The following is a 26776-nucleotide window of genomic DNA, read 5'->3' as shown; positions in this document are numbered from 1 at the left end:
ATTGCTGCTACCGCTATGGTTACTACCGCTAGGCCTGCCTGGGGTCGTGCCGCGGTTGGCTGAGGGCTGGCCCCCCGGCACAATGGCCGGCCTTGCCATGCAACCCACTGGGGCGGCGGGCAACCGACGTAACCGTTGCAGGGACCGACATGCCCGAGTTCGACCAACAGGATCAGATCCAGGACCCGGACGCCATCGCGCGTCCGGTGTGCGCCTTTCGCATCTCGGCCCAGGAGGAGCGCTGGGAGCGACCCTGGCACAGCCACCGTAAGGCGCAGTTGTTGTTCCCCCTGGCCGGGGTGCTCAGCTGCGAAAGCGCCGAGGGTCTCTGGCTGGCGCCACCGCAATGCGCCGTCTGGATTCCCAGCGGGGTCGCGCACCGGGTCCAGGGGCTGGAGCATGCCCAGGGTTACTGCCTGTTCGTCGAGCCGGAGCAGGCCCGGGAGTTGCCTGATGCCTGCTGTACCCTGGCGGTGTCGCCGTTGCTGCAGGAGCTGTTGCGCCGTTGTGCGCAGTTGCCGCAGCTCTACGACCTGGACGGCGCCGAGGGGCGGTTGATGGCGGTGGCCCTGGACGAGCTGGCCGTTGCCCCGCGCGAGCAGATCCACTTGCCCATGCCTGGGCATGCTCAATTGCGCCGCCTGGCCCAGCAGATCCTCGAACAGCCGCAGCAACGCCATAGCCTGGAGCGGTGGGGGGAGCTGATCGGTCTTAGCGAACGCAGCCTGAGCCGCCTGATCCTGGCCGAAACCGGGTTGAGTTTTGGCCGCTGGCAGCGCCAGTTGCATATCTTGCTGGGGCTCAAGCAACTGGGGCGTGGTGATTCGGTGGAGCGGGTGGCGCTGACCCTGGGCTACGACAGCGCCAGTGCGTTTATCCGCATGTTCAAGAAGGCGGTGGGCCAGCCGCCGGGACGCTTTTTCGCCGAGCGCCGCCAGGCCCTGGACAGCGACCTGTAATTGCGCTTCACGCCTATTCCTGTCGCCGCGGTCGAGCTTGCGAGGCTGCGCCAAGGCCCGCAGGGCCTTCAGCGCTCGCCCGACCACCCGGGATCTGCGAGCGCTACGCGCCCGTGCGCAGCCTGCGGCAGCGGCTACACGAAGCGACGGCCTGGCGGCGATCTTTGGCTGGATTGATCAATAACTTGTCGATCTTGACTGATGCGGACAGATTGCCTCTCGAAGATGATAAGCATTCTTGTTTGAAAGCCATCATGAGGTGTCCCATGTACTTCGATCACCAGCATTTCCCACTGGTCTGGATGCGCAACGTCGCCCCCGGTCCGGATCTTGAAACCGACCCCTTCCAGCAACTCGAGCAACTCATGGAGCGCGGCCATGCCTTCGTCCTGTTGAGCGAGGGCATGCCAGATCCACAGGAGCGCGCCAGCGAGCAGAGCAAGGCTTTGCTCAAGCAAGGGGCGCTGTGGATGAAGCGCAACAAGGCCGCGATCCAGCGCTGGATCAAGGCTATGATCGTGATCGCCCCGGAGCCTGAGGCCCAGGCCGGGGTCGAGGCCTTTGCCGGCAACTATGAAAAGTTCTGGGGGTATCCGTTGCTGCACAGCGCATCGCCCCTGGCAGCGGCCAACCTGGCCCGCCAGTTGCTCGCCCCGTCGCGCAATAACCAGCACAACTGGTAGGGGCGGGGGCGGCCATCACTCGTGCTGGTGGCCAGGCCAGGTTTCTGTCGGGAAGTAGGCTTCCAGGCCCGGCTCCAGGTGTTCGATCCCGGCCTTGACCCAGTAGCAGGTCAGGCGCGAGTAGTTGTCCAGGTCACCCCGCACCAGGCAGGTGGAACTGTGCCCCGGCCAGCTGAAGCGCAACACTTCGGCCTCGCCCATCACCGCCCGCTCCACCTTGCCAATGGCCGTGGTGGTCTGGCCATTGAGGGTCTTGACCAGGGTCAGGGCCTGGTTTTCGAAGCGGATCACCGCCGTGCCGGAATATGTCGGCCCACCGTCCGGCTCCTTGCCGATGAACAGGTAATGCCCGGGCACCAGGCTGTAGTAGATATGCGGCTCAGGAGCCTGGGCGGCGTGGGCGGCCAGGCTGCCCAGCAGCACCCCGAGCAGGGTGGTGGCCAGGCGCGGTAGAAGTGGCATCGGGGCTCGATCCTGTAGGGAGAGGGAGCATGATTCCAGACTCGACGGCACAGATAAATACCTGTGCCGTGGGACTGGGTTGCGCTGATCAGGGATGTTCCATCACCACCAGGGCCAGGGTGTCCGGTTCCAGCGCTTCGAACAGATGCGGGGTACTGGCGCTGTACTTGATGTAGTCCCCTGGCTCCAGGTTCAGGGGCTGCTCCAGCGGACCGGCCAGCGCTCGTCCGCGGCACAGCAAGACATGTTCCACCGTGCCCGGTGGATGGGCGCTGGACTGCCGTGGCCGACCGGGCTGGGCGAGCACCCGGTACAGGTTGCGCTGCGCCCCCGGCGGGCAGTTGTCCAGCAACGTGGCGGCATAGGGCGCGTCCTCGGCGTGCACGGTCACGCCTTCGTGCGCGCGGATCACCTTCAGTTGCGGGGCGGGCTGTTCCAGGAACTTGGTGACTTGCAGGCCCATGGCCATGGCCAGGGCCCACAGTGTCTCGATGCCGGGATTGCCCACCCCACCTTCCAGTTGCGACAGGGTGGATTTCGCCACCCCGGCCCGCTTGGCCAGTTCCGAAACGGATAATCCGGCGTTCAGGCGCTCGCGCTTGATGGCATGGGCCAGCAGGCCGATGGGGGAGAGTTCGTTCATTTCGTTCGTTTTATCGTTCATAACGTCTATTAAATCATCCTTGAGATCCTTGACGGGCATAAATGTCGGTGTTCATTATATCGAATAATTGTTCGTTTTAATGGATTTCGCTGGCCCTGCGTCGGAGTTTCTCACACCCGTCCATGTCCGAGCGCCTGTGATCGAGAGGGATGGGATGAAGGTGAAGACTCGCGGAACCCTGGAAATGCTTGGGGCCATGCTGATTTCGGGCACTGTGGGTTGGCTGGTGGTCGGTTCCGGCCAGTCCCCCTGGGTGGTGGTGTTCTGGCGCTGTGTGTTCGGCGCCCTGGCGATGTTGCTGGCTTGCGCCGGCCTGGGCTTGTTGCGTGGCTTGCGCTTGAGCGGGCGCCAGGTGGCGCTGATCGCCCTGGGCGGTTGCGCGCTGATGCTCAACTGGGTGTTGTTGTTCAGTGCCTACAGCCAGGCCTCGATCGCCGTGGCCACCGTGGTCTACAACACCCAGCCGTTCATGCTGGTGGGCCTGGGGGCATTGCTGTTCGGCGAGCGCCTGACGCCGGGCAAGCTCGGCTGGCTGGCCCTGGCCTTCGCCGGAATGCTGTTCATCGTCGGTGCCCGGCCTGCCTCGGGAATGGTCGGCGGCGACTACCTGCTTGGCATCCTCCTGGCCCTGGGCGCGGCCTTCTTCTATGCCATCGCCGCGGCTACCACCAAGCATCTGCGCGAAGTCCCGGCGCCGTTGATCGTGCTGCTGCAGATGCTGCTCGGCATGCTGCTCAGCGCGCCTTTCGCCTTGGGTTCGCTGCCAGCGCCCGCCGGCGAGGCCTGGTTCTACCTGGTGACCATCGGCGTGGTCCACACCGGCTTGATGTCGACCTTGCTCTATGGCGCCATCCAGCGGCTGTCCACGGTACTGGTGGGGGCCCTGTCGTTTATCTATCCGCTGGTGGCGGTGCTGGTGGACTGGCTGGTTTTCGGCCACCGACTGGGCTGGCTACAGGTCCTGGGCGGCGCTGCGATCCTGCTGGCCGCCGCCGGGCTCAATCTCGGTTGGAACCTGCGCGTGCGCAGCATCCGCCAGGGGAGGGCGACATGGGACTGAGCCTGCGCCTGCTGGACTTTCCCTATGCCCAGGCGTGGCAACTGCTGCATTGCCTGGCCCACTTGCAACCGTGCCTGGGGGATTGGCTGGTGGCCGGGCAGACCCACCTGTTTGTCGAACCACCAAGGTTCTATAGCCGCTAGGAGGCGAGCGGTCGGCAAGTCCATTGCCGGCATTAATGCGAAGCATTACTATTCACACCCCACCTTTCCAGCGCATCGCGATGACAGCCAAGCCGCCCCGCAGACCAGGCTTTTTCGAGCATTACGAAGAGTTGATCGGCACCTGGACCCGGCGCTTGCGCAATCGCCAGCAGGCCGAGGACCTGGCCCATGACACTTTCGTCCGGGTGCTGGAGTCCGACGCCGCCAGCGTGCAACAGCCGCGGGCCTACCTGCACCAGACCGCACGCAATATCGCCGTGGATGCCTTTCGCCGTGAAGACCGGCGCGCAGGCCTGGAAGAACACCAGGCCCAGCTTGGCGTGTCGCCCAGCGGCGATCCCGAGCATTTCATGCATGCGTTGCAGTTGGCTGCGTCCGTCGAACGGGCCCTGGGGGAATTGCCGGTGAACTGCCGCAAGGTGTTCGTCTGGCAGAAGATCGAGGGCCTGACCCAGGCCGAGATCGCCGAGCGCCTGGGGCTGTCAAAAAACATGGTGGAAAAGTATATGATCCGCACCCTGCGGCACCTGCGCGAGCGCCTGGATGGGCCGCTGCCATGAGTCGCAAGGCTTCTTCACCCTCTGCCAAACAGGAATCCGCATGATGGACAGCCGCGCTTGTGCCTGTGGACAGGCCAAGGTTCGCGATGAGGCGGCGCAGTGGTTCGTGCGTCTGCAAGAGCCCGGGCTGAGCCAGGAGCAACAGGCGGATTTCCAGCACTGGCTGGCCGAACACCCGCAACACCACCATGAGTGGCAAGTGTTGCAGTCGTTATGGGCCGCTGCGGAGCTGGTGCCAGCGGAGCGCTTGCAGGCCCTGTGCGCCGAGCCTGCGGCTACCGGCAGGCGGCGCCCGTGGTTGCGTGTGGCCGCGGCGGCTGCGGTGCTGGTCGTGGCGGTGGCCCTGGGTACGTTCAGCGGCCTGGGCCCGACGACTTCCTATAGCGCCAGCTTCGCCACCGCCCTGGGCGAGCGGCGCCTGGTGGCCTTGCCCGACGGTTCGCAGGTCGAACTCAACAGCCGCAGCCGGCTCCAGGTCCGTTATGCCCAGGACCAGCGCCTGGTGGAGCTGGAGGAGGGCGAGGCCCTGTTCAGCGTCGAGCACGACAGCGCCCGACCCTTCGTGGTGAATGCCGGCCCGGGCAAGGTCACGGTGACCGGGACCCGTTTCGACGTGCGCCGCGATCCGCAACAGACCCGGGTCGTGGTGGCCCAGGGGCGGGTCAAGGTCCAGGGCCGGCAGGCTGGCGCCGATGACTTCATCACCCTGACTCCGGGCCTTGGGACCCATGTCGACGCCCAGGGCCGGGTGGCCACGGCCTACGCGGTGAATCCCGAGAATTCGACGGCCTGGCGCCACGGCAAGCTGGTGTTCGACAACGCCCGGCTGGCCGATGTGCTGGCCGAGGTCGCGCGCTACCGCCAGCAGCCGCTGCACCTGGCCAGTCCGGCGCTGGGTGAGTTGCGCCTGACCAGCGTATTCAAGTCCGATGACACCGACGCCCTGCTCAAAGCCCTGCCGAGCATCCTGCCGGTGGCGGTACGCACCCGGGCCGACGGCAGCCAGGAAATTTTTTCCCGTTAGATTCAGGTTTTTTTTCAGTTCGTCGTCTTCTTGTCCAACGCAACTGGTTTGCATTAACAGACGCACCCTGGTGCGATCCACAGGACAGCCGCCGACGTGACAAAAATAACCGTTCTTCCTGCCGTATCACCCTTGCCCACCCGCCGCTGGCTGCCTCTGGCGCTGGCCCTGGCGGTGTCGGCCGCATTGCCCCAGGCCCAGGCCGCACAGGGCGCCAATGCCATCCATATCCAGTCCCAGCCTTTGGGCCAGGCCCTGGGCCAGTTGGGTTTGCAGACTTCGCTGCAACTGTTCTTCAGCCCCGAGCTGGTGGCTGGCAAGCAGGCCCCGGCGGTGGATGGCAACCTCTCCCCGGAGCAGGCCCTGGGCCAGTTGCTCCAGGGTAGCGGCCTGCAGTACCGGATCGACGGCAGTTCGGTGACCTTGAGCCCGGCCCCGGCTGCCGCCGCCGGTACCCTGCAGCTGGACTCCACCAGCATCAGCGTGGTGGGCGACTGGCTGGCCGATGCCGATGCCGAGAAAGTCCAGAACCATCCGGGGGCACGTACGGTGATCCGCCGCGAGGCCATGGTCGAGCAGGGTGCGATGAACGTCGGCGATGTGTTGCGCCGGGTGCCGGGGGTGCAGGTGCAGGACGCCAACGGTACCGGCGGCAGCGATATCGCCCTGAACGTCGGTGTGCGCGGCCTGACCTCGCGCCTGTCGCCGCGCTCCACGGTGCTGATCGACGGCGTGCCGGCGGCCTTCGCGCCCTACGGCCAGCCGCAGCTGTCCATGGCGCCGATTTCCTCGGGCAACCTGGACAGCATCGATGTGGTGCGTGGCGCCGGTTCGGTACGCTACGGGCCGCAGAACGTCGGTGGGGTGATCAACTTCGTGACCCGGGCCATCCCGGAGAAAGCCACCGGGGAAATCGGCACGACCCTGGAAACCTCCCAGCGTGGCGGCTGGAAGCATATCGACACGGCCTTTCTCGGCGGCACCGCCGACAACGGCCTGGGGGTGGCGCTGCTGTATTCCGGGGTCAATGGCAACGGTTATCGCGAGCGCAATAACGGCAACGACATCGACGACGTGATCCTCAAGACCCACTGGGCGCCCACCGACCAGGACGATTTCTCGCTGAACCTGCATTACTACGATGCCACCGCCGACATGCCCGGCGGCCTGACCCAGAAGCAGTACGATGCCCACCCCTACGACTCCGACCGGGACTGGGACAACTTCAGTGGCCGGCGCAAGGACTTGTCCTTCAAGTACCTGCGCCAGGTGGACGACCGCACCCAGTTCGAGGTGCTGACCTACTACTCCGACAGTTTCCGCGGCAGCAACATCGCTGCCCGCGACCAGAAGACCCTGGTGTCCTATCCGCGCACCTACTACACCTTCGGCATCGAGCCCCGGGTGTCCCATGTATTCGACCTCGGGCCCACCACCCAGGAGGTGAGTGTGGGTTATCGCTACCTGAAGGAAGGCATGCATGAGCAGGCCAGCCGCGTCGCCCTGGTGAACAACCAGCCGGTGCTGACCAAGGATTCCGATGGTCACGTCTACCAGGACCGTACCGGCGGCACCGAGGCCCATGCCTACTACATCGACGACAAGATCGACGTCGGCAACTGGACCATCACCCCGGGGATCCGCTTCGAGGACATCAGCACCCGCTGGCATGACCGACCGGTGCCGGGAACCAACGGCATACGCGTTCAGGAGAAGCGCCGCAGCATCGACAGTAACGAGGCGCTACCGGCCCTGAGCGTGATGTATCACCTGTCCGATGCGTGGAAGCTGTTCGCCAATTACGAGACGTCCTTTGGCAGCCTGCAGTACTTCCAACTGGGCCAGGGCGGCCAGGGTGACCAGACCGCCAACGGCCTGAGCCCGGAGAAGGCCAAGACCTACGAAATCGGCACGCGCTACAACGATGATGTCTGGGGGGGCGAGGTGACGCTGTTCTACATCGACTTCGACGACGAGCTGCAGTACATCAGTAACGACGTGGGCTGGACCAATCTCGGTGCTACCAAGCACCAGGGTGTGGAAACCTCTGTGCACTACAACCTGGGGAGCCTGGACCCGCGTCTCGAAGGCCTGAGCGCCAACGCCGGCTTCACCTACACCCGGGCCAGCTACGAAGGCGAGATTCCTGGTTTCAAGGGCCGCGACCTGCCGTTCTACTCGCGCCAAGTGGCCACTGCCGGCTTGCGCTACGACATCAATCGCTGGACCTACAACATCGATGCCTTCGCCCAGTCCAGGCAACGTTCTCCGGGTACAGGCGTGAATGCCAACGGCTCCTTCAGCGGCAACTACATCACCGATGGCAGCGCCGACGGCCAGTATGGCGACATGCCCGGCTACGTGTTGTGGAACATCCGTGGTGGCTATGACTTCGGTCCGCAGCTGTCGAACCTCAAGCTGGGCGCCGGGGTGAAGAACGTCTTCGACCGCCAGTATTTCACCCGCTCCAGCGACAACAACTCGGGGATCTACGTCGGCGCGCCACGGACCTTCTTCATCCAGGCCAGCGTCGGCTTCTGAGACGTGCCGCCGCTGCTGGCTTCGTGTAGCCGCTGCCGCAGGCTGCGTACGGCTGCGCCGCAGACGCTGGTGTTGTCGGCGCGTCGGGCCTGGCACGCGGGGTGCGAGGCCTGCGGGTGCTGCGCCCCGTGCGCAGCTTTGCAGGCTCAGCAGTGGCTACATGGCCGGGGGCTCAGACCTTGAGCACCTTGCTGCTGGCGGCCACTGCCAAGAGCGCCGCGGCGATCAGGCCGAAGGCTGCACTCAGGCTGCTGCCATGGGCGATGAAGCCGATCACCGCCGGCCCGGCGAGGATGCCGGCGTAACCCAGGGTGGTGATGGCCGGGACGGCGATGGCCTCGGGCATGACCTTCTGCTTGCCCACTGCGGTGTACAGCACCGGCACTATGTTCGAGCACCCCGCGCCCACCAGGGCGTACCCCAGCAGCGCCGCTTCCCAGGCCGGGGCCAGGGTGGCCAGCAGCATGCCGGCCGCCGCGGTGGCACCACCGATGAAGATCACCCGACGGGCGCCCAGGCGATGGACGATGGCATCGCCAGTCAGGCGCCCGGCGGTCATGGTCAGGGCGAAGGCGGCATAACCCAGGCCGGCGTAGGCGGTGTCCAGGCCGCGCTCGGCGGTGAGGAACACCGCGCTCCAGTCCAGCACCGCGCCTTCGGCCAGGAACACCACGAAGCACAGGCACCCGATGAACAGCACCACGCCGTGGGGCACGGCAAAGGCCGGTCCCGAGCTCTGGCTGCCGTAGGGCAGCATGTGCGGTGCGGACTTGGCCAGGGCCAGCAGCATCAGTACCACCGCCGCCAGGGTCGCTCCCAGGGGCGACAAACCCAGGCCCAGCAGGGCGCTGACGCCAGCGGCACCGACGATCCCGCCGAGGCTGAACATGCCGTGGAACCCCGACATCATGGTCTTGCCGCTGGCTCGCTCGACGATCACCGCTTGCAGGTTGACCGTGGAGTCCACGGTGCCGAGCCCGGCGCCGAACATGAACAGGGCGAACATCAGCGACGGCGCCGACGCCAGGGTCGCCAGCAAGGGCAGGGCAATGCAGATCAGCAAGGTGCCGACGGCCATCACCCGCCGGCAGCCATGGCGTGCGGCCAGGGCGCCAGCAATGGGCATCGCCAGGATCGAGCCTACGCCCAGGCACAACAGCAGCAAGCCCAGGGTGCCCTCGTCGAGTCCGGCTCGGCTCTTGGCGTAGGGCACCAGCGGAGCCCAGGCGGCGATGCCGAAACCGGCGATGAAATAGGCCACGCGGGTGGACATCTGTTCGAGGCGGCCGGGGGTGGCCTGGAAGTGGGTGTTGCTGGCAGTCATAAAAATCCTTGCTGGCCGGGCATCGTGCGGGGGACCGCCGATCGTGCCGTCTCGCCGACCCTGTGCTGGTAGGGCCCGGTGTCGGTGGCGTCTTCACTATTGATCAGGAGCATGGGCGAACGGATACCCAGGGTAATCCGCCGCTGGTCGCCAGGTAGCGCAGGTCACCCGTGCGGCCGAGTCGGGGATTGTGACAAATCTGGCGAGCCAAGGTTGCAGAAATAACCCTGTGGGCCCTGACCGCGATTCGCGTCGTGGCTGATCACCCCAGGGGTGTCGAGCAGAGGCAGTCTTGCTCGGGCAAGCATTCCCAGGGGGAGCCCCATGAATTGGCGAGCGCCCTGAGGTTGTCATTGGATCGCTGCGGCAGGCCGGAACAAACTTGCGCAGGCAGCGCGTTCGTTGCGCATAATCGCGCGCTTTTGCGCAATATCATTCCACTTCCCCCGTGCCGTATCCGGAGCCCCGCCATGACCACCAGCCTCGACGCCTACGACTTGAAGCTGCTCGCCGAGCTGCAGCGCGATGCCTGCACCGCGCAGAGCGAACTGGGGTTGCGGGTCAACCTGTCCACCGCAGCGGTCAACCGCCGTCTCAAGCGCATGGCCGAGGAGGGGGTGATCGAACGCTATACCGCAGTGGTCGCCCCCGATGCCCTGGGCCATGAGCTGAGCATCATCGTCGAGGTGGAAGTCGAGAGCGAGCGGATCGACCAGCTCGATGCGCTCAAGCGCAGCTTCCAGGCCTGCCCCCAGGTCCAGCAGTGCTACTACGTGGCTGGCGAGTGCGACTTCGTACTGATCTTTTGCGTGCGCAGCATGGCCCAGTACAACCAGCTGACCCGCGAGCTGTTCTTCGACAACCACAATGTCAAGCGCTTCAAGACCCTGGTGGCGATGAACCGGGTCAAGGTTGGGCTGGAGGTGCCCACCGTTGATTGATCTTCAAGGCTGCTGCAAGGCCTCGACCAGGAAGTCGACAAATACCCGGACCTTCTGCGACAGGTGCCGCTGGCTGGGATACAGGGCGTAGATGTGCCGGCTGGGCAGGCTCTGGTCGGGCAGTACCCGCAACAATTGACCGCTGTCGAGCAATGGCTGGGCGACGAAACCGGGCAGGGCGCCGATGCCCAGGCCGGCCACCAGCATGTCGGCCAGCATCAGGCTGTTGTCCACCGCGAAATGCACCGGCAGCTCCAGCCGGGTGTGGCCTTCGGGACCTTCCAGTTGCCAGCGCCCGGGATGCTCGGCCAGGCGATAGGCCAGCCAGCGATGCGAGTGCAGGTCGGCGATGCCCACTGGCGTGCCCTGGGCCTGGAGATAGCCCGGTGCGGCGCAGATCACCTGCTCGACCTGGCCCAGGTGGCGGGCGATCAGCGATGAGTCTTCCAGTTGGCGGCGGATCCGCAGCGACACGTCGAACCCTTCACCCACCACATCCAGCACCTGGTCGTTGAGGGTCAGGTCCACGTGCAGTTGCGGATAGCGCTGCATGAAGGCCACCAGGATCGGCGACAGCACCTTGAGCCCGAACGACAGCGGCGCGTTGACCCGCAGGCGCCCGCCGGGCTCGCTCGACCCGGCCTGGGTGGCGCGCTCCAGGGCGTCCAGTTCGTCCAGCAGGTGGCAGCACTCGGTGAAGTAGCTTTGCCCGGCTTCCGACAGGCTCATGCGTCGAGTGGTACGCAAGATCAACAAGCTGCCCAGGCGTTCCTCCAACTGCCGGACCTGCTTGCTCACCGCGGCGGTGGACTGCCCGAGGTCGGTGGCGGCAAGGCTGAAACTGGCGCGTTCCACCACCCGGCGAAAGGTGCGCATGGCCATCAGTACATCCATATTGTTTCCCTTAAGTTGAATATCTATTCACCAATTGGCTGATTATCTCTGAATAAGCGACCAATACCATGGCCACCTCTACTTCAAAGGAGTGTTGTCATGGGTATCCGCGCAATGTCGAAAATCCTTCCCGGGGTCCTGGCCCTGTCGCTCATCAGTGCCGCCTGCAGCGCTGCCACCGCGCAGCAGCCAGACGTGGGCATCAGCCCCTGGGGGCCGAAGGATGAGATCGGCCGCCTGAACCTGATCACCCCACAATCGCGGGCGGCGATCATGTCCCGGGTCAGTGGCGAGCAGGCCTACGACCTGGCGGTGGACTACTTCGTCGGCATGCCCAGCTGGCAGGCTGCCGGCGATCCGCCATACCAGATGTGGATGACCCACACCCCCCACGGCAATGTGATCGCCGACCCGATGCAGGTCGGCGAGCCAATGAACCAGCACGTCAGCTACAGCGGTTCGGCGGTGTCGATGTACGCCCACATGGGCACCCATATCGACGCCCTCAACCACTTCGGGCTCAACGGCAAGATCTGGAACGGCTTCCGCGCCGACCAACACCTGGGCGACCGGGGCTGGAACGTCACCGGGGCCGAGAAGCTGCCACCGATCATTGCTCGCGGGGTGATGATCGATGTGGCCGCGGCCAAGGGCCTGGACCAGCTGGCCGACAGCTATCGGGTGACCCGCGCCGACCTCAAGCAGGCCCTGGCCAAGCAGAAGGTGGCCCTGGAGAAGGGCGATGTGGTGTTGATCCGTACCGGGCGCATGCGTGACTACGAGAACGCCCAGGTGTACATGGCCAACCCGCCGGGCCTGAGCCTGGATGCCGCCAAGTTCCTGGTGGAAGAGGGCGGTGCCATGGTGGTGGGGGCCGACAACCTGAGCTTCGAGACCTTCCCGTCCGAGATCGAGGGCAACTACCTGCCATTGCACACCTACCTGCTGGCGATGCAGGGCGCGCCGATCATGGAGTTGGTGAATCTCGAGGGCCTGGCCCGGGACAAGGTCTACCAGTTCGCCTTTATCGGTGCCTCGCTCAAGTTGCGTGGTGCCGATGCGGCGCCGATCCGGCCGATGGCCCTGCCGATTCGCTGATCTCCCCTCTGGTACAGCCGTGGCATTGGCCGTACTGTCAGCGGCTGGTTTTTTCCGGAGATGGGCGATGGCGGCGTTCTACGATGCACGGGGCAATATCTATGGCGTGGTCTCGCCGGCGGCGTTGCGGCGCCTGGGGGTGGCCCTGCCGGGTACAGCAGCCCAGGCGGCGCGGGACCGACGGCTATGGGCCGAGCAGGCCATCGCCGCCTTGTGCGACTGGGCGCCGGGCAGCCGCCCGGCCGGAGCCAAGGCCCACCGCAGCGATGGCCTGTTGGTGGGGCCGTTCCAGGAGGAGGCGCCGTTCGACCTGCTGATCGTCAACACCGACGGTACCCTGGCCGAGCGCAGCGGCAACGGCCTGACGATCTTCTCCCAGGCCCTGACCGAGCAAGGGCTGCTGCAGGACCCGGGGCAGACCCTGTTGCAGGTCCATCACGACCAGGGCGCCGGCCTCTCGCCAGTGACCACGGCCGTGGAGCCAGCCCAGGTGGCGGGTGTCCAGGGCTTCTGGCTGGATCTCGGGCAACCGGCGTTCGGCCCCGAGGCGGTGGCGGCCCTGGGCGTCGAGGCAGTGACGTTCAATGGACGCCAACTGAGCCAGGTCGCTCCGTTGCAGGCGCTGAACCCGCAATGGGAATACAGCCAGTTCGTGCGGGTCGGCAATCCCCATTGCGTGACCCTGGTGGACGAGGCCAGCGCCTTGCCGGACAACCGGCAGATGCTTGAGCCGCCCTTGGCCGAGGGCCTGACCGCCACGGCCTTCGCCTTGCCGGTGGGCAGTGGCGAGCCGTGCCCGGCCGGGGTCAACCTGCAATGGGCGGCTCGCGAGTCGGCGCAGCGCATCGTGGCCCGGGTGTTCGAGCGGGGCGAGGGGCCGACGGCGTCCTCCGGCACCAGTGCCAGTGCCGTGGCCTGCGCCGCCTGGCGAGTGGGTTGGGTCAAGGCCGGCGAGGTGCAGGTGGTGATGCCGGGTGGCACCGCGCCGCTGCGCCTGGAGGAGCGCGACGCAGTCCTGCATCGCGTGAGCCTGTTCGGCACCGCCCAACGCATTCCCCTGTAGCCGCTGCCGAGCTGGCGAGGCTGCGCCCGGGCGCGCAGCGGCCGTGAAGACGGGCGGCGCGGTGCATCAGGCAGGCCATGGAGGCCGGCCTTGCGGCTCGTGCCGAGCCGTGCGCAGCCTGCGGCAGCGGCTACACCAAGCGTGGGGCTACAGCGCGGTGTCCTGCAACTGCACCTGGGCCATCTGGCGTTGCATCAGCACCTTGCCGTGGCGGATCGAGTACAGCGGCAGGCCCTGGCTGCGGAGCATTTCGTAGTCGCTGTCGGCGGACAGGATCAGCAGGTTCGCCGGGCGTCCTTCCTCCAGGCCGTAGCGCTCACCCAGGGCCAGGGCCTTGGCGCTGTTGTCGGTGACCAGGTCCAGGGCGCTTTGCAGGTTGCTGTAGCCGAGCATGTGGCAGATGTGCAAACCGGCTTCCAGCACTCGCAGGATGTTGCCGTTGCCCAGGGGGTACCAGGGATCGACGATGGAATCCTGGCCGAAGCAGACGTTCATGCCCGCATCCAGCAGCTCCTTGACCCGGGTGAGCCCGCGGCGCTTGGGAAAGGTATCGAAGCGGCCCTGCAGGTGGATGCTCTCGGTCGGGCAGGAGACGAAGCTGATCCCGGAATGCCCCAGCAAGCGGAACAGCTTGGCGCAGTAGGCATTGTCGTAGGAACCCATGGCCGTGGTGTGGCTGGCGGTGACCCGCGAGCCCATGTCGCGGCTGCGGGCCTCTTCGGCCAGCACCTCGAGAAAGCGCGAGTGCGGGTCATCGGTCTCGTCGCAATGCACGTCCACCAGGCAGCCAGTGCGTTCGGCCAGGTCCATGAGGAACTTCACCGAGCTCACGCCCTGGTCGCGGGTGTATTCGAAATGCGGGATGCCGCCCACCACGTCGGCTCCAAGAGCAATGGCTTGTTCCATCAGTTGGCGACCATTGCGGAACGATTCGATGCCTTCCTGGGGAAAGGCGACGATCTGCAAGTCCACCAGGTGCCGGGCCTGCTCGCGGACTTCGAGCATGGCCTTGAGCGCGGTCAGGTCGGGATCGGTGACATCGACATGGGTGCGCACATGCTGGATGCCATGGGCCGCCAGGGCACGCAGGGTCTTGTGGGCCCGGGTGCGGGTGTCTTCGGCGGTGATGCTGGCCTTGCGCTCCCCCCAGCACTCGATGCCTTCGAACAGCGTGCCGCTCATGTTCCAGCGTGGCTCGCCAGCGGTCAGGGTGGCGTCCAGATGGATGTGTGGCTCGACGAAAGGCGGCACCACCAGGTTGCCGCCGGCATCCAGGTGCTCCGGGCCAAAGGCCGGGAGGGGGCTTGGGCTATCGGGGGCCTGGCGGGCGATGCGAGCGATGCGGCCATGCTCCAGGTGCAGTTGGTGCAGGCCTTCGCGGTGGCGCAGGCGGGCGTTGGTGATCAACATCGGGACGGCTCCTTGGATCAGGCGGTCAGTCGCCAGATCCGGGGCTAGCCCCTGGTCCGGCGATCGTTGGACAAGTGCGGGCCATGATAGACCCGTGGCGTGGCGAGGGAACAAGCCTGCGTGCAACCTCGGGTTCAACCGGCATCGACCACCACCGGTGCGCGGCCGCCGAGCATCGCGCTGAGCAGGACATAACCCAGGCTTGCGACGCCGATGCCCACCAGGGGCGCGATCCAGGGCGAGCCGAAGGCCGCCAGGGTGCCGGCAGCGTAGGCTCCTAGGCCAGGCCAGTTCCAAGCAGGCAGCGAACTCTCGGCCAGGCGCGGGTAGCGACCGCGCCATCGATAGAAGAAGTCGGCCATGATCACGCCGCCAATGGGTGGGATCACCGTGCCCAGCAGGATCAGGTAGGGCACCAGCAGGTCGTACATGCCGAGCATCGCCAGCAGGGTACCGATCACGGCACCGACCAGGGTCACGGTCTTGCGTCGGTCGGTGCGCAGCAGGTTGCAGCCGGCCACCGCGAAGTTGTAGATGGTGTTGTCCTGGGTGCTCCAGATATTCAGCAGCAACATGGCCATGGCGGCCATGGCAAAGCCCTGCAACAGCAGCACTTCGACCACGTCCGGCTGCTGGTAGACGATGGCGCCATAGGCCCCGATCAGCACCATCAGGCCGTTGCCGATGAAGAAGCCGATCAGGCTGGCGCTGATGGCGACCTTGGCCGAGCGCGAGAACCGGGTCCAGTTGGTGGCCTGGGTGGCGCCACTGACGAAAGTGCCGAAGACCAGGGTGATGGCGGTGGAAAGGTCCAGGCTGGTACTGGGCACGACCGCCAGCAGGCCGTCGAGACCACCGATCCTGGCCGTGGCGACGCCCATGGACAGCATCAGCAACAGGCCCATGGCCGGCACGGCGATCCACGAGAGAATCTCCAGCCCGCGGTAGCCGATATAGGCCGTGGCACAGAACCCCATGCCGAACAGCAGCATCAAGCCCAGCACCGCTCCCTGGTCCAGGTGGAGGTACTTGCCCAGCACCACCGCCGCGGTGGCGGTGCCCCAGGCGTACCAGCCGATCTGGGTAAAGCCCAGGATCAGGTCGCTGAGCTTGCTGCCTCGCTCACCGAAGCAGAAGCGTCCCATCAGTGCCGAGTTGAGCCCGCTCTGGAAGGCGATATAGCCCAGGCTCGCGGCATATATTCCCAGCAGCAGGTTGCCCAGGACAATCACCGTCAAGAGGGTGGTGAAGTCGTAGGCCACCCCCAGCTTGCCGCCGGCGAACATGGTCGCGGTGAAGAAGGTGAACCCCAGCAGCACCATGGCCATGGAGGCCAGGCCCTTGCGGGCATGCTGCGGGACTTCGCTCAAGGGGTAGTCGTTGCCGGGTGCGTGCTGGGTCATGGCCTGTCCCTGGTCTGAGTGGTACCACGCTTTTGCAGGTGCCGTGCCAATCCTGGGAAGCGATGGCCGGTGCTCGCCGCCGGGTTCAGGGCGACCCAGCAGTTATAGCCAATGCCCGGGCCGGTGCGATCGATTCTGTCGCTGTAAAACGGTGCAACCCGGGCTGGATCGGCTTGGCGTGCCCTACGCCAGGTCAGTCCGGGTCAGGGCTGAAAATGCCTTCGATGGGCATCTGGAAGGCCTGTGCGATCTTGAAGGCCAGGGGCAGGCTGGGGTCGTAGCGGCCGGTCTCGATGGCATTCACCGTTTGCCGTGAAACCCCGAGCCGGGTAGCCAGTTCAGCCTGGGACCAGCCTTGCCGGGTGCGCAGTTCGCGTACCTGGTTGTTCATTGGTAGCGCCGCATGCCGGCCACCGTGGCCAGGGCCCAGATCAGGCCCATCAGCGGCCACACGTAGAACATCGAGAGCCTGGGCAGGCCGACGGTCTCCAGGAAACCGTAGCTGAAGGTGATCAGCGCGGTGCAGACGAAGGACAGGGCCAGGGCCTCGAGCTGGACGCGCCGGACCATTTCGTCCAGGCGCCGCAACTGCCGGACGACCGCCAGGGCCATGGCGATCATCGGCACTACCGGTACCAGGGCCAGGGCGATCTTGCCCGGGCCTGGCTCCATATCCGCCAGCCAATGGCTGCTGAGCACGACACAGGCGATATAGGCCAGCAGGGTCAGGGTGAATTCCACGATATAGCGCTTGGCGCCCATGAGCGATCTCCTTGTGTAAAGTTGGCTTTACATTAGGTGGGGCGAATGACGGTGTCAAGCTCACTTTACATCAGAGGGTGCTCAGTCGAATTGCACCTGCACGGTCTTGCCCTGGTGGAAGTCGAACGCCTCGCGGATATCCCGCTCCACCGTGCGTCCTTGGGATAGCTGCGGTAGTTGGTCCAGGGCAAAGAAGGCGGCCTCGCTGGCCTCGCTGCCGGCCACTGGCGCAGTACGGTGCTGGCGCTCACAGAGAAAATACAGCTTGTAGAAGTCGCGATGGTCGGCTTTGTAGGGGCCCTTGGCCTTGTGCCGGATGCCGTAGAGGCCGCGAACCGTCACCTCGATCCCGGCCTCTTCATGGATTTCCTTGATCACGTTTTCGCTGGCGGAAAGGCCGACATCGGCATAACCGCCAGGCAGGGCCCAGAGATCGTCGGTGGTTTCCCGTACCAACAGGATCTTGTCGTTTTCGATCAGCGCGCCACGGACTTCCACCATGGGGGTGGAGTAGCGCTGGGCGAAGTCGGCGACCAGCCCGGTGATGCGCTCCAGCGGCACATTACCCAGTTGCGCGAGCATCTGGTGGGCAATATCGGCGATCTCCTGGTAGCGCTCGCGGTCGTGGATGTCCTTGCAAAAATGCAGGCCGGTCGAGGCGATGGCTTGCAAGCGTTTGGCATGGGTCAGCCAGCTGCTTTCCATGATGGGCTCCTGGAGGGTCTAGGGCGAAGGTCGTTGTTTTAAGGGTTCAAGAGGCGAGGATCAAGCCTTGGCGGCCGTGGCCGGTCATGGCTGGGGGCGGCAGGCCTGCTTGTCGCCATCGAGCGGATCAGTCCAGGGCCTTGCTCATGTAGACCCGGTGCAGCCCGTTCTCCACCGCGCGATGGGTCTCGACGTAGCCATGGCGACCGTACAGGGCAATGTTCTCGCTCATGGCCTGGTTGGTGTAGAGGCGCACGCAACTGTGGCCGGCGGCCAGGGCCTGCTGTTCAGCGAAGGCCAGCAGCTGGCGGCCATGGCCACGCCCCTGGGCCTCGGGGCTGACCGCAAGGTTGTCCAGCAGCAGCGTTTCCTGGGCATCGAGCAACACGATGAAGCCTGCGATGGCTTGCTGGTCCTCCAGTACCCAGACCTGGGCTGCCAGCACCAGGCACGAATAATCCTCGAGCATCGGTGCCGGTTGGCGACCGATTCGAGCGATGTAGGGGGCATAGGCCCTCTTGGCGATGCTTTCGATGGCCGGGAGATCGTCGGGTACGGCTGGGCGAATGATCGATGGCATGGCGCGAATGCTCGGCAGTCGAGGGGACGGGGCAAGCATAGGCCTGAACGTCGGTGCGTGTGAGCCTGCCGTACGGTGGGCTGGGCCAGGCGCTTGCTCCCCGGCCCTTGCGGGTTTATTCGCCGCGATAGATGCAGCCGCTGGTGCAGGTTTCGTGGATACGAATGGCACTGAGTTCCGGCAGCAGCGGCTTGAGCTCGTTCCAGATCCATTTGGCGAGGACTTCGCTGGTAGGGTTTTCCAGGCCGGGGATGTCGTTCAGGTAGTTGTGGTCCAGGCGCTCGTACAGCGGCTTGAAGATCGCCTTGATTTCCGAGAAGTCGCGGATCCAGCCGGTGTGTGGGTCCACCTCGCCGCTCAGGTGGATCGCCACCTTGAACGAGTGGCCATGGAGGCGGCCGCACTTGTGGCCCTCGGGCACGAAAGGCAGGCGGTGGGCGGATTCGAAGGTAAATTCTTTGAAGATTTCCACGGTGTCGGTCAGCTCTGTCGGATGGCATCGCCCTGGGGCGAAATGAGGCAGGCGGCGAGTCTATCAGCTTGCCCCACCGCTTGCGGAAAAACCCTGACTAAAGGGTCAATCCGCAGCCGTGCCGGGCATCAGAGGCTTTGCAGGCGTTCGCCCAGGCGATCCTGGCTGGCCAGTTCGAGGAACTCGTCGCCCAGGCGCCGGCTTTCTTCCATGGCGCTGCGCCAGTATTTCTGCCGGCTGGCGTCGTCGCCCATGAAGCGCTTGAAGTCGTTGCGGTCCGGCAGCTTGCCGTAGGGCAGGCGCGCCAGGTACTCCCGGGAGGGAGCCAGCAGCAGTACGTCCCGCAGGCGCTCGGGGCTGGCTCGGCGCCAGGGCAGGGTCTTGTCGAACCAGCCGGGGATCACCCGGTCGGTGAAGTGGGGGTAGAGCACGATATCGCTGCCGCTGTAGGGCAGGTCCAGGTGGTAGTCCAGCAGGCCGCCGTCGCGGAAGGTGCCGGCCCCGGCGCCAGGCAGCTCGCGTACGCCCTGCATGACCATGGGGATCGAGCCCGAGGCCAGCAGGGCCTGGCGCAGGTTGCCGCGATCCAAGGGGACGAAGCGCGACGGGAAGTCTTCCAGGGCGTGCAGCGGCGGCGCCAGGCGCGGGTCGTGCAGCACCAGGCGCTCGAAGTGCCGCGACAGGCGCGCGCGGCCTCGCAGGTTGTCGGCGATCACCGAGGACAAGCCCAGGCCCAGGCGCCCGCGATGGTCATCGGCCAGCAGGCCGTGGCTCTTGACCACCATGATATTCAGCCGGTATTGGGGGTTGTCGAGGATGCTGGCATCGCGGCCTTCGAGCAGATCGTCGAGCATCTGTCGCGAGCTCTGGCTGATCTGCGCCATGGTCACGCCTTTGGCGAAGCTCTGGGCGTTGTACAGCTGGCCCAGGCGGCGAATGCCTTCGGCGGCATCGGGCAGGCAGGCGCTGGCGAACCGCCAGGAGCCCACCGAGGCGCCGATCAGCGAACGCTCGCGGGGGACGGCGGGCAGCCACTCACCGAACAGCGCCAGGTCCAGGCCCTGGATGCCCAGGGCCTTGGGGCCGCCGGCGGCCCCCGGCAAGGTGCCGACTTCCCCGGCGTGCAGGCCTTGGCGGCGGATGCGCGCCAGGGCCCGGGGGCCGGCCTTGAGGGTCAGGGCGGGAAACTTGATATGGATGGCAGGCATACCGGGCTCGCTTGCGGATCAGCCGTCGAGTATAGAGAACCCTGGCACCGCGGGCCGAATGAAAGTTCTGTCAGGCGCAAATGGCCATTCAGTTTCAATTAAGTTGTCACGGGTATCTTGGCGCCATTGGCCACCGACCTGGAGACTTGCCATGAAAACCCTCAGTGCCCTGTTGGGCGCCAGCCTGATTGCCATGACCGTGGGCCTGGTCCATGCCCGCGACCTGGGGCCCGACGAGGCCCTGCGGCTGCGCGACGCTGGTACCATTGTGTCCTTTGAAAAACTCAATGCCACGGCCCTGGCCCGGCACCCCGGAGCACGCATTGGCGAAACCGAGCTGGAAGAGGAGTACGGCAAGTACATCTACCAGGTCGAGCTGCGTGACCCACAGGGGCTGGAATGGGACCTGGAGCTGGACGCCGTGAGCGGCCAGGTACTCAAGGATCATCAGGACACCTAATGAATCGCAGATTGCACATCGGCAGCCGGGCAGCCCTGGCGTTATGGCTGTGCTGCTCGCTGGCCCTGGCCCGCGACCTGGACCAGGACGAGGCCCTGCGCCTGCGCCAGCAAGGGGTGATCCTGCCTCTGGAACAGTTGCTGCAGCAGGCCATGGATCGCTATCCGGGGGCCAAGTTGCTGGAGGCCGAGCTGGAGGAAAAGCACGATGTGTACATCTACGAAGTGGAACTGCTGACCGTGGACGGCGTGGTCCGCGAGCTGGACCTGGACGCCGCCACCGGGCGCCTGTTGAAAGACGAGGAAGATGACTGATGCGCCTGCTCCTGGTGGAAGACCATGTATCCCTGGCCGACGAATTGCTCGAAGGGCTGAATCGCCAAGGCTATGCCGTGGACTGGCTGGCCGATGGGCGCGATGCCCTGTACCAGGGGGCCAGCGAGCCTTACGATCTGATCATCCTCGACCTGGGCCTGCCCGGTGTACCGGGCCTGGATGTGCTGCGCCAATGGCGTGCCGAGGGCCTGGCCACCCCGGTGCTGATCCTGACGGCCCGGGGCTCCTGGGCCGAGCGTATCGAAGGGCTCAAGGCCGGTGCCGATGATTACCTGAGCAAGCCGTTCCATCCCGAGGAATTGCACCTGCGGGTCCAGTCCCTGCTGCGCCGTTCCCATGGCCAGGCCAACCAGCAAACCCTGCAGGCTGCCGGCCTGCACCTGGACGAGGGGCGCCAGTGCGTGGTCCGCGATGGCCAGGACGTGCAACTGACGGCTGCGGAGTTTCGCCTGCTGCGCTACTTCATGCTGCATCCGCAGCAGATCCTCTCCAAGGGGCATTTGGCCGAACACCTCTACGACGGTGAGACCGAGCGCGATTCCAATGTCTTGGAAGTCCACGTCAACCACCTGCGGCGCAAGCTTGGGCGCAGCGTCATCGAAACCCGTCGGGGCCAGGGCTACCTGTTCGGCGGGGCGGCTTCGTGAGGTCGATCCAGCGCCGCCTGAGCCTGGGCCTGGTCAGTGTGATGCTGGTGGTCGGGCTGGCGCTGGCACAGACCAGCCTGTGGCTGTTCGAGGTAGGCCTGCAACGCTACCTGGAGGCCGGGCTGCGCAACGACAGCGAAAGCCTGCTGCTGGCCCTGGTGCGTGGCCCGCAAGGGTTGCAACTGGACGAGCGACGGTTGTCGCCGGCCTATCAGCGACCGTTCTCCGGGCATTACTTTCGCATCGACTTCGCCGATGTGCACTGGCGTTCCCGTTCGCTGTGGGACCAGGAGCTGCCGCAGTTGGAGCAAGCCGGGCTGCAAGGCAACTTGCAATTGGGGCCTGAGGGCCAGCAGCTGCTGGTGTTGCGCAGTGACTACAAGCGCCTGGGGCAATCGATTTCCATCAGCGTGGCCCAGGACTACACCCCCGTGCGCGAGAGTTTCCAGCGCATGCGCCAGATCGGCCTCGGGCTGGGCCTGGCAGGCTTGCTGTTGATCCTGCTGTTGCAGCGCCTGACCGTGCGCCGGGCGTTGCGTCCGTTGGAAACCGCCCGTGAGCAAATCGCCCAGTTGCAGATGGGCCAGCGCTCGCAACTCGATGCCCAGGTCCCGGTGGAGCTGGAGCCGCTGGTGGCCCAGGTCAACCATTTGCTGACCCACACCGAGGACAGCCTAAAGCGTTCGCGCAATGCCCTGGGCAACCTCGGGCATGCCCTGAAGACGCCCCTGGCGGTGTTGCTGAGCCTGGCGTCGGGGCCGAAGTTGGCGGCCCAGCCGGAGGTGCGGCGGATTCTTTTGCAGCAGCTGGAGCAGGTGCAGTCGCGGCTCAACCGCGAATTGAACCGGGCGCGGCTGGCCGGCGATGCGCTACCCGGCGCGTTGTTCGAGTGCGATGCCGAGTTGCCGGGGTTACTGGCGACCTTGAACATGATCCATGGCGAGCACCTGGAACTCAGCTACCACGCGGCACCGGGGCTGCGCCTGCCCTGGGATCGCGAGGACCTGCTGGAGCTGTTGGGTAACCTGCTGGACAACGCCTGCAAGTGGGCGGATGCGCAGGTGCAACTGAGTGTCGAGGAGCGAGCCGCGGGTTTCTGCCTGGCCGTGGACGATGACGGCCCGGGGATTCCGGAACAGCGCCGGGACGAGGTCTTCAGCCGTGGCGCCCGGTTGGATGAGCAGACCGACGGCCATGGGCTGGGGCTGGGGATCGTGCGCGATATCGTCGAGGCCTGGGGCGGTCGCCTGAGCCTGGGACAAAGCCCCCTGGGCGGCTTGCGGGTGGCGATCGAGCTGCCCCGGCGCTGAGCTTGCCAGGTGTCACTGTCCGCTGCTGCCGGGTGGCGGGCTGGGGGTGTCGCCGCTGTCGAAGGCGGCGATCGATCCCGAAGGGGACGCCGCCTTCGATGGCACCGAAGGCCCTTCGGGTCTTGTCGCAACCTGGCGGGCTCGGCGGCGGCTACGGGGATCAGACGCGGAACTGATCCATCAGGCTTTGTTGCTGGTTGGCCAGGCTGTTCAGCGACTGGCTGACCCGTGCCGATTCGTTGGCCTGTTCCGACAGCGATTCGGTGACGTCGCGGATGGTGGCGACGTTGCTGTTGATTTCCTCGGCCACGGCGCTCTGCTGTTCGGCGGCGCTGGCGATCTGCAGGTTCATGTCGCTGATCACTGTCACCGCATCGCCGATCTGGCGCAGGGCGGTCACGGCCTGTTCCACCTGCTCGACGCTGCCCTGGGCCTGGCGATGGCTGTTGCCCATGGAGGCCACCACGTCGCGGGTGCCGTTTTGCAACTGTTCGATCACCTGGCGGGTTTCCTCCACCGACTCCTGGGTACGCTGGGCCAGGTTGCGCACTTCATCGGCCACTACCGCGAAGCCACGACCGGCTTCCCCGGCCCGGGCTGCCTCGATGGCGGCGTTGAGAGCCAGCAGGTTGGTTTGTTCGGCGATGGTGCGGATGACCTCCAGCACCGAGCCGATCTGTTCGCTGTCGCTGGCCAGGCCTTCGACCTGGCCCATGGCGGTGCTCATGTCGGCGGCCAGCAGGTCGATGCTGCGGGTGGTGCGGTCGATCACGGTCAGGCCCTGCTGGGTCGCCTGGTCGGCATCCCGTGCGGCCTGGGCTGCCTGAGCGGCGCTGCGGGCCACGTCCTGGGCCGTGGCGCTCATCTCGTGGGACGCGGTCGCCACCTGGTCCACCTGGCGGTACTGCTGTTCCATGCCGGCGCTGGTCTGGGTGGCGATGGCCGAGGATTGGTCGGCGGTGCCCCGGGCATCCTGCACCGAGCGTTTGACCTCGGCGATGATCGGTTGCAGCTTGTCCAGGAAACGGTTGAACCAGCCGGCCAGTTGTCCCAGTTCGTCGTGCTTGTCGTAGGCCAGGCGGCGGGTCAGGTCGCCTTCGCCGCTGGCGATGTCTTCCAGCATGCTGGCCACGCCGAGGATCGGCCGGGTCACGCTGCGGGCCATCAACCACACCAGCAGCAGGCCGATCACCGCGGCCAGCAGGCCCAGGCCCAGCTCCATCAGGGTGCCGCTGCTGTTGCTGGCATCCAGTTCGTTTTTCAGCGCCTCGGCCGGGCCCACCAGGACCTTTTCCGGTACGTCCAGCAGCACGCCCCAGGGCTTGCCGCCAGGAATCGGGGTGAACGGCGCCAGCACCTTGAGTTCGTGGTTGTTGTGCAGGCTGCGAGTCTGGGTGCTGCTGGCCAGTTGGCGGATCAGCTCGGCGCCGTTGGCGCTGTCGACGCTGTCCAGGCGCTGGCTGAGCTTGCTGGCATCGGGGCTGTAGCCGGCCAGCAGGCCCTCGGGGCTGATGATGCTGACGCTGGTCTGGCCGGAATAGAGTTTGCGGCTGGCGTTCTGGCTGACCGCTTGCAGGCTGTTGAGGTTGATGTCCACCGACAGCGAGGCGATGACCTTGCCGTCCACCAGCAGCGGGAAGACGATGCTGGTCATCAGCACCTTCTGGCCGTTGATGTCATAGAAGTAGGGTTCGATCACGCAGGGCTTGAGGGTACTGCGCGGGCAGGTGAACCAGGCATTGGCCGGCTGGCCGCTGGGGCCGGTGCGGGTGTTGCTCATGTCGCTTTCCGGCAGCGCCATGGCGGTCAGTTGGCCCGGGGTCGGCTGCGACCAGTACAGGGCGAAGCGGCCTTTCTCGTTGCTGCCCAGTTCGGTCTGGCCGTTGAACAGGCTGTCCTTGCCATCCAGGGCATTGCCCTCGAACACCAGGGACAGGCCCAGCAGGTCGGGGTTGGCCTGCAGTGCCGACTTGACCTGGCGGGTCAGGTCTTCGCGCAGGTCGAAGGCGTCGAGAAAGCGTTTCTCGGCCTGTTCACGCAGGAACAGCACCTGGCGCGAGAAGCCGTGGCCGTACTGATAGGCGTCCATGAACTGCTGGCGAATCCCCAGGGCCTGGACTTCGCCCTGGGCTTCGATCCGGGCCTGGGCGGCTTCGTTGAGCATCTCCATGCTCGAGGCCTTGACCATCTCGGAGCTGTGCTCCATGCGATACAGCGAAAGCCCCACCAACAGCGACACGATGCCCAACAGGCAGAGTCCGGCCAGCAAGGTGATCTTCCATTGGATGGAGAGTTGTCTGAGCGACATGGAGACGTCCTTTATTCGATAAATATCTGAGACTTTGCACTGTAGCGGCCGTTGGTCGGGTTTCTTTAAACGGGCGTTCGAAATCTGTCACCCCTCATCTGTGTAGCCGCTGCCGAGCCCGCGAGGCTGCGACAAGGTCCGCAGGACCTTCAGCGCTCTTGCGACCCATGCGGCCCTGCGGGCCGTACGCAGCTTGCGGCAGCGGCTACACGAAGCCGGGTGTCGGTGGGCGCCGGGCCGCGGTTTTGACAAGCCGGGCCCACTGCTGCAAAGTGCGCGCCCTCTAATAACAAGCTCTTTCATCCCGATGTCGGCAGCGTGCTGCCCTCCGGTCGGTCACTGGCTTTTGCGCGGCTTTTGCCCGCAGTAATGAGGTAACGATGATTAACGCAGTAATTGCCGCGGTAGGCGTGATGCTGGTACTCAGCCTGTCCCGCGTGCATGTAGTGATCGCCCTGATCGTGGGCGCGCTGGTGGGCGGCCTCACCGGCGGCCTGGGGATCGAGGCCACGCTCAAGGCCTTCAACAGCGGCCTGGGCGGCGGGGCCACGGTGGCCCTGTCCTATGCCTTGCTCGGGGCCTTCGCCGTGGCCATCGCCAAGTCCGGCCTGGCCCATGCCCTGGCGGACAAGATCCTGCTGCTGGTGGATCGCCAGGATGCCAATGGCGGCGGCCAGGTCAAATGGTTGCTGATCGGCCTTTTGTGGGTGGTGGCCATCGCCTCGCAGAACATCCTGCCGATCCACATCGCCTTCATCCCGCTGCTGGTGCCGCCGCTGCTCTACGTGCTGACCAAGCTGCAACTGGACCGGCGCCTGATCGCCTGCGTCATCACCTTCGGCCTGATCACCCCCTACATGTTCCTGCCGGTGGGCTTCGGTAACATCTTCCTCAACGAGATCCTGTTGGCCAACGTCGCCCGCAGCGGTGTCGACATCAGTCAGGTCAACGTCACCCACGCCATGGGCATTCCCGCCCTGGGCATGGTCTGCGGCCTGTTGCTGGCGTTCGTCAGCTACCGCAAGAAGCGCGTCTACGACCTGGGCCGGATCGAGAAGGTCGAGCAGGTGGAGGTGCAGTACAACCCGCGGACCCTGATGGTGGCGGGCCTGGCCATTGTCGCCGCGTTCGTCATCCAGCTGCTGCTGGACTCGATGATTATCGGTGCCCTGTGCGGTTTCCTGATCTTCTCGATGTCGGGCATCGTGCGTTGGCGCGAGACCGACGAGCTGTTCACCGAAGGCATGAAGATGATGGCCATGATCGGCTTCATCATGATCGCCGCCTCGGGCTTCGCCGAGGTGATGAAGGCTACCGGCGAGGTCAACAGCCTGGTGCAAGCCTCGGCCAGCTGGATCGGCCACAGCAAGGGCGTGGGCGCGCTGCTGATGTTGCTGGTGGGCCTGTTGGTGACCATGGGCATCGGCTCGTCGTTCTCCACCGTGCCGATCCTGGCGGCGATCTTCGTGCCGCTGTGCGTACAACTGGGCTTCAGCCCGGTGGCCATCGTCTGCATCGTCGGCACCGCCGGGGCCCTGGGCGACGCCGGCTCGCCGGCCTCGGACTCGACCCTGGGCCCGACCTCGGGCCTGAACATCGACGGCCAGCACCACCACATCTGGGACACCGTGGTCCCGACCTTCCTGCACTACAACCTGCCGCTGCTGGCCTTCGGCTGGGTCGCGGCCATGGTGCTCTGAGCAGCATTCCCGCCCGGGGAGCCGCGCCGGCTCCCCTTT

Annotated in this window: 28 protein-coding genes and 1 pseudogene; 15 read left to right on the top strand and 14 right to left on the bottom strand. The window is 65.7% G+C overall.

From position 1 onward, the window contains the following. The first annotated feature begins 149 nt into the window (after positions 1-149). Both ATY02_RS25205 and ATY02_RS25200 read left to right on the top strand, forming a co-directional pair. Positions 150-959, top strand: a complete 810-nt coding sequence (locus ATY02_RS25205; protein ID WP_068582835.1) for an AraC family transcriptional regulator — start codon at positions 150-152, stop codon at positions 957-959. A gap of 266 nt (positions 960-1225) precedes the next feature. Next, positions 1226-1642 carry a hypothetical protein gene (locus ATY02_RS25200; RefSeq protein WP_068582838.1) on the top strand — a complete coding sequence of 139 codons (417 nt, stop codon included), beginning with the start codon at positions 1226-1228 and terminating at the stop codon, positions 1640-1642. Positions 1643-1657: 15 nt separating this feature from the next. On the opposite strand, the gene ATY02_RS25195 is transcribed toward ATY02_RS25200, so the two are convergent. Together ATY02_RS25195 and ATY02_RS25190 are read right to left on the bottom strand one after the other, a co-directional pair. Then, positions 1658-2104 (bottom strand): hypothetical protein, encoded by a 447-nt coding sequence (locus ATY02_RS25195; RefSeq protein ID WP_068582841.1) that lies wholly within the window; start codon positions 2102-2104, stop codon positions 1658-1660. Positions 2105-2192: 88 nt separating this feature from the next. Next, entirely contained in the window at positions 2193-2768 is a 576-nt protein-coding gene (locus ATY02_RS25190) for a helix-turn-helix domain-containing protein (protein WP_068582843.1), read from the bottom strand. A gap of 154 nt (positions 2769-2922) precedes the next feature. On the opposite strand from ATY02_RS25190, the gene ATY02_RS25185 reads away from it, so the two are divergent. The 5 genes from ATY02_RS25185 to ATY02_RS25165 all read left to right on the top strand — a co-directional run bounded on the left by ATY02_RS25185 (position 2923) and on the right by ATY02_RS25165 (position 8117). Next, complete coding sequence (locus tag ATY02_RS25185; protein WP_068582847.1) at positions 2923-3828, top strand: DMT family transporter; 906 nt, start codon at positions 2923-2925, stop codon at positions 3826-3828. Further along, on the top strand, positions 3819-3971 hold the full coding sequence (locus ATY02_RS25180) for a hypothetical protein (RefSeq protein ID WP_022639787.1): 153 nt from the start codon (positions 3819-3821) through the stop codon (positions 3969-3971). The genes ATY02_RS25185 and ATY02_RS25180 overlap by 10 nt, the downstream gene beginning before the upstream one ends. A gap of 80 nt (positions 3972-4051) precedes the next feature. Beyond that, positions 4052-4552 (top strand): RNA polymerase sigma factor, encoded by a 501-nt coding sequence (locus tag ATY02_RS25175; protein ID WP_053137336.1) that lies wholly within the window; start codon positions 4052-4054, stop codon positions 4550-4552. 40 nt (positions 4553-4592) lie between these two features. Then, positions 4593-5576, top strand: a complete 984-nt coding sequence (locus tag ATY02_RS25170) for a FecR family protein (protein ID WP_068582851.1) — start codon at positions 4593-4595, stop codon at positions 5574-5576. 96 nt (positions 5577-5672) lie between these two features. Further along, a complete protein-coding gene (locus tag ATY02_RS25165) occupies positions 5673-8117 on the top strand; it encodes a TonB-dependent siderophore receptor (RefSeq protein WP_068582854.1) in 2445 nt (814 codons plus the stop codon). A 172-nt stretch (positions 8118-8289) separates the two neighbouring features. On the opposite strand, the gene ATY02_RS25160 is transcribed toward ATY02_RS25165, so the two are convergent. Then, positions 8290-9441 carry an MFS transporter gene (locus ATY02_RS25160; protein ID WP_068582857.1) on the bottom strand — a complete coding sequence of 384 codons (1152 nt, stop codon included), beginning with the start codon at positions 9439-9441 and terminating at the stop codon, positions 8290-8292. Between the two features lie 470 nt (positions 9442-9911). On the opposite strand from ATY02_RS25160, the gene ATY02_RS25155 reads away from it, so the two are divergent. Next, complete coding sequence (locus ATY02_RS25155) at positions 9912-10382, top strand: Lrp/AsnC family transcriptional regulator (protein ID WP_068582860.1); 471 nt, start codon at positions 9912-9914, stop codon at positions 10380-10382. A gap of 3 nt (positions 10383-10385) precedes the next feature. Here ATY02_RS25155 and ATY02_RS25150 read toward each other — a convergent pair whose 3' ends face one another. Next, positions 10386-11276 carry a LysR family transcriptional regulator gene (locus tag ATY02_RS25150; protein WP_068582862.1) on the bottom strand — a complete coding sequence of 297 codons (891 nt, stop codon included), beginning with the start codon at positions 11274-11276 and terminating at the stop codon, positions 10386-10388. A 99-nt stretch (positions 11277-11375) separates the two neighbouring features. Here ATY02_RS25150 and ATY02_RS25145 point away from each other — a divergent pair, with 99 nt between their 5' ends. After that, the gene (locus ATY02_RS25145; protein WP_068582864.1) at positions 11376-12374 is read left to right on the top strand and encodes a cyclase family protein; all 999 of its coding nucleotides are present in this window, start codon (positions 11376-11378) and stop codon (positions 12372-12374) included. Positions 12375-12441: 67 nt separating this feature from the next. Continuing rightward, a complete protein-coding gene (locus tag ATY02_RS25140; RefSeq protein ID WP_068582866.1) occupies positions 12442-13437 on the top strand; it encodes a diaminopimelate epimerase in 996 nt (331 codons plus the stop codon). 147 nt (positions 13438-13584) lie between these two features. On the opposite strand, the gene codA is transcribed toward ATY02_RS25140, so the two are convergent. The 8 genes from codA to ATY02_RS25100 all read right to left on the bottom strand — a co-directional run bounded on the left by codA (position 13585) and on the right by ATY02_RS25100 (position 19977). Beyond that, a complete protein-coding gene (gene codA, locus ATY02_RS25135; protein WP_068582869.1) occupies positions 13585-14847 on the bottom strand; it encodes a cytosine deaminase in 1263 nt (420 codons plus the stop codon). Positions 14848-14981: 134 nt separating this feature from the next. Then, positions 14982-16250, bottom strand: a complete 1269-nt coding sequence (codB, locus tag ATY02_RS25130; protein ID WP_068582872.1) for a cytosine permease — start codon at positions 16248-16250, stop codon at positions 14982-14984. Positions 16251-16443: 193 nt separating this feature from the next. Continuing rightward, positions 16444-16641 (bottom strand): helix-turn-helix transcriptional regulator, encoded by a 198-nt coding sequence (locus tag ATY02_RS25125; RefSeq protein ID WP_068582874.1) that lies wholly within the window; start codon positions 16639-16641, stop codon positions 16444-16446. Next, the gene (locus tag ATY02_RS25120; RefSeq protein WP_068582878.1) at positions 16638-17012 is read right to left on the bottom strand and encodes a hypothetical protein; all 375 of its coding nucleotides are present in this window, start codon (positions 17010-17012) and stop codon (positions 16638-16640) included. Before ATY02_RS25120 ends, ATY02_RS25125 begins: the two co-directional genes overlap by 4 nt. An 81-nt stretch (positions 17013-17093) precedes the next feature. Further along, positions 17094-17717 carry an NUDIX hydrolase gene (locus ATY02_RS25115; protein ID WP_068582881.1) on the bottom strand — a complete coding sequence of 208 codons (624 nt, stop codon included), beginning with the start codon at positions 17715-17717 and terminating at the stop codon, positions 17094-17096. Positions 17718-17844: 127 nt separating this feature from the next. Then, entirely contained in the window at positions 17845-18297 is a 453-nt protein-coding gene (locus ATY02_RS25110) for a GNAT family N-acetyltransferase (RefSeq protein WP_068582884.1), read from the bottom strand. Positions 18298-18412: 115 nt separating this feature from the next. Continuing rightward, on the bottom strand, positions 18413-18769 hold the full coding sequence (queD, locus tag ATY02_RS25105) for a 6-carboxytetrahydropterin synthase QueD (RefSeq protein ID WP_022639769.1): 357 nt from the start codon (positions 18767-18769) through the stop codon (positions 18413-18415). 128 nt (positions 18770-18897) lie between these two features. After that, positions 18898-19977 (bottom strand): hypothetical protein, encoded by a 1080-nt coding sequence (locus tag ATY02_RS25100; protein WP_068582887.1) that lies wholly within the window; start codon positions 19975-19977, stop codon positions 18898-18900. 151 nt (positions 19978-20128) lie between these two features. Between ATY02_RS25100 and ATY02_RS25095 the strand changes: the two genes are divergently transcribed. Genes ATY02_RS25095 through ATY02_RS25080 form a run of 4 tightly spaced genes read left to right on the top strand, consistent with a single transcriptional unit; the run spans position 20129 to position 22729 of the window. Continuing rightward, positions 20129-20437 (top strand): PepSY domain-containing protein, encoded by a 309-nt coding sequence (locus tag ATY02_RS25095; protein ID WP_068582891.1) that lies wholly within the window; start codon positions 20129-20131, stop codon positions 20435-20437. Next, positions 20437-20751 carry a PepSY domain-containing protein gene (locus tag ATY02_RS25090; protein ID WP_068582893.1) on the top strand — a complete coding sequence of 105 codons (315 nt, stop codon included), beginning with the start codon at positions 20437-20439 and terminating at the stop codon, positions 20749-20751. Before ATY02_RS25095 ends, ATY02_RS25090 begins: the two co-directional genes overlap by 1 nt. After that, positions 20751-21419, top strand: a complete 669-nt coding sequence (locus tag ATY02_RS25085; protein WP_068582895.1) for a response regulator transcription factor — start codon at positions 20751-20753, stop codon at positions 21417-21419. The genes ATY02_RS25090 and ATY02_RS25085 overlap by 1 nt, the downstream gene beginning before the upstream one ends. Next, positions 21416-22729 (top strand): sensor histidine kinase, encoded by a 1314-nt coding sequence (locus ATY02_RS25080; RefSeq protein ID WP_068582898.1) that lies wholly within the window; start codon positions 21416-21418, stop codon positions 22727-22729. The genes ATY02_RS25085 and ATY02_RS25080 overlap by 4 nt, the downstream gene beginning before the upstream one ends. A gap of 160 nt (positions 22730-22889) precedes the next feature. Here the strand turns inward: ATY02_RS25080 and ATY02_RS36705 are convergent, their stop codons facing one another. Together ATY02_RS36705 and ATY02_RS36700 are read right to left on the bottom strand one after the other, a co-directional pair. After that, on the bottom strand, positions 22890-23645 hold the full coding sequence (locus ATY02_RS36705; RefSeq protein WP_416220694.1) for a methyl-accepting chemotaxis protein: 756 nt from the start codon (positions 23643-23645) through the stop codon (positions 22890-22892). Positions 23646-23747: 102 nt separating this feature from the next. Further along, a pseudogene (locus ATY02_RS36700) lies at positions 23748-24818 on the bottom strand (HAMP domain-containing protein); the annotation flags it as partial. 602 nt (positions 24819-25420) lie between these two features. Here ATY02_RS36700 and ATY02_RS25070 point away from each other — a divergent pair. Then, positions 25421-26737, top strand: a complete 1317-nt coding sequence (locus tag ATY02_RS25070) for a Na+/H+ antiporter family protein (RefSeq protein WP_164487374.1) — start codon at positions 25421-25423, stop codon at positions 26735-26737. The last annotated feature ends 39 nt before the right edge of the window (positions 26738-26776 follow it).

The sequence above is a fragment of the Pseudomonas sp. BIOMIG1BAC genome, from assembly GCF_001705995.2.
Classification (GTDB): domain Bacteria; phylum Pseudomonadota; class Gammaproteobacteria; order Pseudomonadales; family Pseudomonadaceae; genus Aquipseudomonas; species Aquipseudomonas sessilinigenes.
The sequence above is the reverse complement of the archived record's forward strand: the minus strand, read 5'-3'. Positions and strand labels throughout refer to the sequence as shown.

What these genes read in the sequence shown, in the direction of transcription:
- ATY02_RS25205 (WP_068582835.1), top strand. Translation starts at nt 150, where the DNA reads ATGCCCGAGTTCGACCAACAGGATCAGATCCAGGACCCGGACGCCATC.
- ATY02_RS25180 (WP_022639787.1), top strand. Translation starts at nt 3,819, where the DNA reads ATGGGACTGAGCCTGCGCCTGCTGGACTTTCCCTATGCCCAGGCGTGG.
- ATY02_RS25200 (WP_068582838.1), top strand. Translation starts at nt 1,226, where the DNA reads ATGTACTTCGATCACCAGCATTTCCCACTGGTCTGGATGCGCAACGTC.
- ATY02_RS25190 (WP_068582843.1), bottom strand. Translation starts at nt 2,768, where the DNA reads ATGAACGATAAAACGAACGAAATGAACGAACTCTCCCCCATCGGCCTG.
- ATY02_RS25155 (WP_068582860.1), top strand. Translation starts at nt 9,912, where the DNA reads ATGACCACCAGCCTCGACGCCTACGACTTGAAGCTGCTCGCCGAGCTG.
- ATY02_RS25120 (WP_068582878.1), bottom strand. Translation starts at nt 17,012, where the DNA reads ATGGGCGCCAAGCGCTATATCGTGGAATTCACCCTGACCCTGCTGGCC.
- ATY02_RS25160 (WP_068582857.1), bottom strand. Translation starts at nt 9,441, where the DNA reads ATGACTGCCAGCAACACCCACTTCCAGGCCACCCCCGGCCGCCTCGAA.
- ATY02_RS25100 (WP_068582887.1), bottom strand. Translation starts at nt 19,977, where the DNA reads ATGCCTGCCATCCATATCAAGTTTCCCGCCCTGACCCTCAAGGCCGGC.
- ATY02_RS25170 (WP_068582851.1), top strand. Translation starts at nt 4,593, where the DNA reads ATGATGGACAGCCGCGCTTGTGCCTGTGGACAGGCCAAGGTTCGCGAT.
- ATY02_RS25185 (WP_068582847.1), top strand. Translation starts at nt 2,923, where the DNA reads ATGAAGGTGAAGACTCGCGGAACCCTGGAAATGCTTGGGGCCATGCTG.
- ATY02_RS25095 (WP_068582891.1), top strand. Translation starts at nt 20,129, where the DNA reads ATGAAAACCCTCAGTGCCCTGTTGGGCGCCAGCCTGATTGCCATGACC.
- ATY02_RS25195 (WP_068582841.1), bottom strand. Translation starts at nt 2,104, where the DNA reads ATGCCACTTCTACCGCGCCTGGCCACCACCCTGCTCGGGGTGCTGCTG.
- ATY02_RS25150 (WP_068582862.1), bottom strand. Translation starts at nt 11,276, where the DNA reads ATGGATGTACTGATGGCCATGCGCACCTTTCGCCGGGTGGTGGAACGC.
- ATY02_RS25110 (WP_068582884.1), bottom strand. Translation starts at nt 18,297, where the DNA reads ATGCCATCGATCATTCGCCCAGCCGTACCCGACGATCTCCCGGCCATC.
- ATY02_RS25125 (WP_068582874.1), bottom strand. Translation starts at nt 16,641, where the DNA reads ATGAACAACCAGGTACGCGAACTGCGCACCCGGCAAGGCTGGTCCCAG.
- ATY02_RS25090 (WP_068582893.1), top strand. Translation starts at nt 20,437, where the DNA reads ATGAATCGCAGATTGCACATCGGCAGCCGGGCAGCCCTGGCGTTATGG.
- ATY02_RS36705 (WP_416220694.1), bottom strand. Translation starts at nt 23,645, where the DNA reads ATGGAACAGCAGTACCGCCAGGTGGACCAGGTGGCGACCGCGTCCCAC.
- ATY02_RS25140 (WP_068582866.1), top strand. Translation starts at nt 12,442, where the DNA reads ATGGCGGCGTTCTACGATGCACGGGGCAATATCTATGGCGTGGTCTCG.
- codA (WP_068582869.1), bottom strand. Translation starts at nt 14,847, where the DNA reads ATGTTGATCACCAACGCCCGCCTGCGCCACCGCGAAGGCCTGCACCAA.
- ATY02_RS25175 (WP_053137336.1), top strand. Translation starts at nt 4,052, where the DNA reads ATGACAGCCAAGCCGCCCCGCAGACCAGGCTTTTTCGAGCATTACGAA.
- codB (WP_068582872.1), bottom strand. Translation starts at nt 16,250, where the DNA reads ATGACCCAGCACGCACCCGGCAACGACTACCCCTTGAGCGAAGTCCCG.
- ATY02_RS25115 (WP_068582881.1), bottom strand. Translation starts at nt 17,717, where the DNA reads ATGGAAAGCAGCTGGCTGACCCATGCCAAACGCTTGCAAGCCATCGCC.
- ATY02_RS25145 (WP_068582864.1), top strand. Translation starts at nt 11,376, where the DNA reads ATGGGTATCCGCGCAATGTCGAAAATCCTTCCCGGGGTCCTGGCCCTG.
- ATY02_RS25085 (WP_068582895.1), top strand. Translation starts at nt 20,751, where the DNA reads ATGCGCCTGCTCCTGGTGGAAGACCATGTATCCCTGGCCGACGAATTG.